This window comes from Thermosyntropha lipolytica DSM 11003 (assembly GCF_900129805.1).
Taxonomy (GTDB): Bacteria; Bacillota; Syntrophomonadia; order Syntrophomonadales; family Syntrophomonadaceae; genus Thermosyntropha; species Thermosyntropha lipolytica.
In genome coordinates this window covers 1-5957 of sequence record NZ_FQWY01000059.1, presented here as the reverse complement: position 1 = coordinate 5957, position 5957 = coordinate 1, and the positions used below count along the sequence as shown (strand labels likewise).

At 43.6% G+C, this 5957-nt stretch carries 6 protein-coding genes; all 6 read right to left on the bottom strand.

Annotated elements, in window-relative coordinates:
- Positions 1-6 precede the first annotated feature (6 nt).
- Positions 7-972 (bottom strand): 3'-5' exoribonuclease YhaM family protein, encoded by a 966-nt coding sequence (locus BUB92_RS10540; protein ID WP_073093495.1) that lies wholly within the window; start codon positions 970-972, stop codon positions 7-9.
- A 22-nt stretch (positions 973-994) separates the two neighbouring features.
- The gene (locus BUB92_RS10535; RefSeq protein WP_073093493.1) at positions 995-2242 is read right to left on the bottom strand and encodes a radical SAM family protein; all 1248 of its coding nucleotides are present in this window, start codon (positions 2240-2242) and stop codon (positions 995-997) included.
- 108 nt (positions 2243-2350) lie between these two features.
- Positions 2351-3214: a peptidoglycan DD-metalloendopeptidase family protein gene (locus tag BUB92_RS10530; RefSeq protein WP_073093492.1), complete on the bottom strand. Its 864-nt coding sequence runs from the start codon at positions 3212-3214 to the stop codon at positions 2351-2353.
- Positions 3215-3298: 84 nt separating this feature from the next.
- Entirely contained in the window at positions 3299-4573 is a 1275-nt protein-coding gene (rho, locus tag BUB92_RS10525; protein WP_073093491.1) for a transcription termination factor Rho, read from the bottom strand.
- Positions 4574-4629: 56 nt separating this feature from the next.
- A complete protein-coding gene (gene glpX / locus BUB92_RS10520; RefSeq protein WP_073093489.1) occupies positions 4630-5619 on the bottom strand; it encodes a class II fructose-bisphosphatase in 990 nt (329 codons plus the stop codon).
- Positions 5620-5805: 186 nt separating this feature from the next.
- Positions 5806-5957, bottom strand: a 152-nt coding sequence (locus BUB92_RS10515) for a zinc ribbon domain-containing protein (RefSeq protein ID WP_143156944.1), incomplete at its 5' end; no start/stop codon positions are given.

Genomic DNA, 5957 nt, shown 5'->3' with positions numbered 1-5957 from the left:
TCAAGTCTAATACCGGTATTTGAAAAAATACTGTTCGAAAAAGGGATCATAGCTGGTAAAAAATCCTTCCCCTTCTTCTTCCTCATCAATCTTGTTTATAAAAACATACATCTTGGCATCCAGATTATCCATCATGTGCAAAAGCATAGCCTCGGGGAATAAAGGTTTAACCGGAGAGCCATATTCAAGATTCCCATGGTGGCTTAAAATCATGTGTTTTATCATATTTTTGAGCTCTTCCGGCATATCAGGCCTCTTTTGCTCTAGAAGCCTCAAGGCTTCCTCCACCATCTGGTGGCCCAAAACTATATGTCCTATTAATCTGCCGCTAACCGTATATTCAGGCAACACCTTTATCTCATACTCCTTCATTTTGCCTATGTCATGCAAAAGAGCCCCGGTTATAAGCAGGTCCCTATTCAATTGAGGATAAATGCGGCTTGCCTCCAGGCAGAGTTCTGCTACCCTTACTGTATGCTCCAGCAGACCTCCGGCATAATTGTGGTGTATTTTACGCGCTGCCGGTGCTTTAAAAAATTTTTCCCGGGTTTCACCAGTAAAAACTAAAGCGAGCAACTCCTTTAGATAAATATCCTGCACGGTGTTAATTATATTATCAAACTTGTTTTTTAAATTATCTATGCTTACTGCCGGTGTTCTAAGATAGGGAGCAGGATCTTCATCCAAAACCTTTAATTTCTTGGCTGTAAGCTGAATACGGTTATTGTAGCTTCCCGTATCTCCCAGTATCCCTATTACTTTTCCGGTTTCTATACTCCCCCCTATCTGGCAGTTTTCCCATACTACCACATCAATTTCGCCGGAAGAGTCACTTATTTTAAGGTTTATAACTTCTCTGCCGTCTTTAGTCTTGCGGCTGTTTTTTTCGGTAATCAGAAATTTTCCCCATACCTGGACCCCCTGCCCCATTTTCTTTATATCCTTTATCATATAAGGCCCTTTTTTATCCAAAAAAACCTCTCCTCTCCTTAAATTACCTTACCGGATGCGTATAAGAACCTATTTTAACACCTGGCAACTCCTTTTTAACAATATTTATAAATTCTACCATGCCTATCCCGTTAGCACGGGCAGGAAAATACCCCATTATATAATCAGGGTCAATATTTAAATTGCGCATCTGTATCATATACACACCATTTTCCTCTACCAGAGAAAGCAGAGCTTCTATCTCTTCTTCCCTGTCGGTTATGCCTGGAAAGACAAGCAGATTCAAAGCTACTTTTACCCCTTTATTTGCCGCATACCTTATGGACTTTTTTACATCTTCCAGGCTGTAGCCTTTAGGCCGGTGATAGAGGTTATAATTACCGGGTATACAGGAAAATATAGTAACCCGCATGGCATCCAGTCCGGCATCGGTTAACATTTTTATCCCTTCGGTATATCCGGCATTAGTATTAATATTTATTGTACCTTTATCCGTATGTTTCCGGATAATTTTTATAGCACTCGCCAGGACTTTTGCATTAAGAGAAGGTTCCCCCTCACATCCCTGACCAAAGCTTATTATCCCCTCCCGGGCATTCTCAAGGTGCTCAATCCCCAGTTCACTTATCTCTTCTACCGTAGGTTTAAAAGTAAGCCGGTTCTGGGGTGATCTCACCCCGGCATGTTCTTCGGAAATACAGCCCAGACACCCGGCATTACAGGCCGGCATAGTAGGGATCCCCCCTTCCCAGCGCTGATAAAAAATATTCTGAGCCGTAAAACAGCTGTAAGCCAGGGAACAGTAAGCCAGCTGTCTTAAGATACGGTTCTGGGGATATTTTTTAAGCATTTTATTTATTCTCGCTCCCAATCCTTCTGTATTATAATAAACCGGATGCCATTTGCGGACATTATCCGTCTTTACCGCTGCCACATATATCTTTTCATCTTTAAAACCTACCGCTGCATAACCATAAAGAGGCAGATTTAAACCTTTATCTTTCTTGACAAAAGCCGGCAGCAAAGTGCGGGTAAAACCCTGCGGCAGAAGGGCAGCTACTGCCGTAACCTTCCGTCCTCTTCCCTCCTCTTCCCGGCAAAAAATCTCCTCTTTAGCATTTAATCCTACCGGTAAACATCCCGGAAGGGCTACCAGAGATGCCCCCTTAGGAAGGGGTATCATTTCCCTCTCGACAGGAACCAGCCAGGTATTACCGCTGCGTCCCAGCATAGCCATATCCGGATATTCCCAAACTTCTCCCTTGTCATTCGCATATAATGTAAAATACATAATCCTCTTACCCCATCTTTCCTAACTCATAATAAATAATATAATATAAAATTAAAGTTCAGAAAGCAAAAAACCGCCCTTACAGAAGGGGGCGGTTTTTTCCCTCTCTTAATAACGCAAAAACTTAAGAGGATTAACTGTTTTTCCTTCTTCTCTTACCTCAAAATGTACATGAGGGCCGGTAGTCCTGCCGGTAGTTCCGACGGTGGCTATAATCTGCCCTTTTTTAACCTTCTCTCCTTCACTAACCTTTAAGCTGTGCGCATGGGCATATACCGTTTCTCTTCCATCCGCATGTCGCAATACAACCATTTTACCATAAACCGGCTTATAGCCGCTAAAAACGACGGTGCCATCCGCAGCCGCCCGAATAGGCTCTCCTCTGCTCCCTGCAATATCTATTCCATGATGAAACCCACTCTGGCGCCATCCATAAGCAGAGGTTATGGTCCCTACCAAAGGCCAGGCATAAGACAGGCTGCGAAAACTTACTGACCGGGATGGCTGTTCTTGCAAAACTACACTGCTTCCCAGACTGTCATCAGGTATCTTCAGACTATCTCCTATTTTGAGCAACTGCGGATTTTTACCGGGATTAGCCTTGATAAGCGCATCCAGGCTTATATCATAACGCCGGGCTATATCCCACATAGTCTCACCCGGTTTTATAACATGTACCCGAGTATTAGTATACGGAATAGAAATTACCTGTCCTACTGCCAGTATGCTCTTTTCATCCATATTGTTGACCGCCATAATTATCTTTACGTCTACGCCGCTTCGCATCGCTATATCCCATAAGGTATCGCCTGCTTTTACCCGATAATATTTTATACCTCTTTCGGTCAGAATACTTCCTGGCTTGCAGGCGGGTATAAAATTATCTTCATACACCGCCCCCAAAGCAGCATCCCAGGATAAAAAACACAGCATAAGGCTTAAAATCAGTGAAGATATCTTCTTCGCCTTCACTTTATTCCTCCTCATTTCCTTTAAGGCATAAGTACCCTCTTCTACTTATTCTTGCCGGGAAATGAGGACTTTATTCTTAAGCAATCAGGAATTCTTAGACAGGTCACGCTTGCCAAAAACGATAGGAGCAGCTCGCAAAAGATCTGCATTGGAAGCAGTCTTTAACATAGTATCCCTTATTATCTGCATGCTCTCTACCGGTGTGTGTTCATTGAAGGCATTACGCAGATTCCAGGTAAGTTCCAGCTCCTCAGGAGTTAAAAGCAGCTCTTCCTTGCGCGTACCAGATCTTTTAATATCGATAGCCGGGAAAATACGCCTTTCTGCTAATTTTCTGTCCAGCACCAGCTCCATATTGCCGCGGCCCTTGAATTCTTCAAAAATAACCTCATCCATACGGGATCCGGTTTCCACTAAAGCCGTAGCTATTATAGTCAGGCTGCCTCCTTCTTCTATATTACGGGCAGCTCCAAAAAATCTTTTCGGTTTATCCAGAGAGGCCGGATCTATACCACCCGAAAGGGTTCGCCCACTGGGGGGAACTACCAGGTTATAAGCCCGGGCTAAACGCGTAAGGCTATCCATGAGGATTACAACATCTTTTTTATGCTCAACCAATCTCTTGGCCCTTTCCAAAACCATATCGGTAACTTTCACATGATTTTCCGGGGGTTCATCAAAGGTAGAAGCCACCACTTCGGCCTGTGTATTTCTCTCCATATCGGTAACTTCTTCCGGCCTCTCATCTACCAGTAAGATAATAAGCTTAATTTCGGGATGATTTTTAGTTATTCCCTGGGCAATTTTTTGCAGAAGAATCGTCTTACCTGCCTTGGGAGGAGCGACGATAAGCCCCCTCTGTCCTTTACCTATAGGAGCAAAGAGGTCAATGACCCGGGTAGATACTTCATGGGATTCGGTTTCCAGTACAATCTTTTCCGTAGGATAAAGGGGGGTAAGCTCATCAAAATGTATCCTTTTTACGGCTTCTTCCGGGGGAAATCCATTTATAGCCTCCACCTTAAGCAGAGCAAAAAAACGTTCATTCTCTTTAGGTGAACGCACATGGCCAAAAACTAAATCCCCGGTTTTAAGTTCAAACTTGCGTATCTGCGAAGGAGATACATATATATCTTCATGACTGGGGAGATAATGAAAAGGCCTTAAAAAACCATAACCATCTGGCATTATCTCTAATATCCCCTGTGCCTGCAACACTTCATCAGAATGGGTAAGTATTTTGGTAAGCTCCATTACCAGTTCTTTTTTACGCAGCTTATAATAACCTGGTATATTATGTTCTTTGGCTAACTGGTAAAGTTCAGCTACCGTCTTTTTTTCCAGATCTGCAATATTCAATTTAGCCCTCCTTCCCTTAAACCGGGGTAGTCGAAAACTACCCCTTTTAAAATTATTTACCAATCCAGCATCGACTTAATCCTTTCATCCTTAAAAAGCGGCTTTTTATCCAAACAGTGATCGGCTTCAATTATTCTGATCGTACCTGAAGTGCTGCGCATAACAATAGTTTGGGTAATAGCCCTCCGCCTGTAATATCTTACCCCCTTTAAAAGAAAAGAATCGGTTATGCCGGTAGCGGCAAAAATAACATCTTCTGATTTTACCAGTTCATCAAGGGTAAAGATTTTCTTGATATCCGTTATGCCCATAGCATGACAGCGTTTAATCTCTTCTTCATCTTCCGGGCATAAGCGGGCTTGAAAATCTCCACCCATGCATTTTAAAGCCGCAGCGGTTATAACCCCTTCCGGAGCTCCGCCAATCCCTAAAAGGATATCTACTCCTGAGTTCCGGTAGGCCGTAGCTACCCCAGGAGAAACATCCCCATCGCTTATAAGTTTTATCCTGGCTCCGACCCTTCTAATCTCCTCAATAATATGCGCATGGCGTGGCCGATCAAGCACTACGGCCGTAACCTCACTTATCAATTTCCCCTGGGCTTTAGCTACTTCTTTTATGTTTTCCTTCACACTAGCATCTAAATGTACTCTACCTTTACACTCAGGCCCTACGGCAATCTTATCCATATACATATCAGGGGCATGCAAAAGCGCCCCGCGGGGAGCCACAGCCAGAACGGAAATCGCACCATTTAGCCCTTTGGCTACGATATTGGTTCCTTCCAGAGGATCGACAGCTATATCTACTTCCGGCGGAACTCCTGTGCCTACCCTTTCCCCAATATAAAGCATAGGGGCTTCATCCATTTCTCCTTCCCCTATCACTACCACTCCATCAACGGAAACGGTATCAAACATTACCCGCATTGCGGTTACGGCTGCGTCATCAGCTGCCTCTTTGTCCCCTTTTCCTACCCAGCAGGCAGCCGCCAGAGCTGCTGCTTCCGTTACCCGCGCAAATTCAAGTGCCAGTTCACGTTCCAAATTCAAACCCGTTACAGAAAACCTACAAAACTTTATAAGGGATTTATAATATCCTTATAAAGTTTCTGTTTCCTTCCTTGTTCATCGCGTCCAGTTTCGGATAAACCTACTCCTGCTGGCATGACGCTCCGAAGGCTTAAATTCCCGACTAACGTATCGGTACTAGCTAATAGCTTGCGTCAAGTGCTAAGCTATTAGTTTTTCATAATTCTTCAAGTTTATACTTGCGTTCAAATCCCTGTCTATCTCAAACCCACATTTGTCGCATTTGTATTTTCGCTCTGACAGGGATAATTGCTCTTTTATATTTCCACATCTACTGCATATTTTTGAGGAAG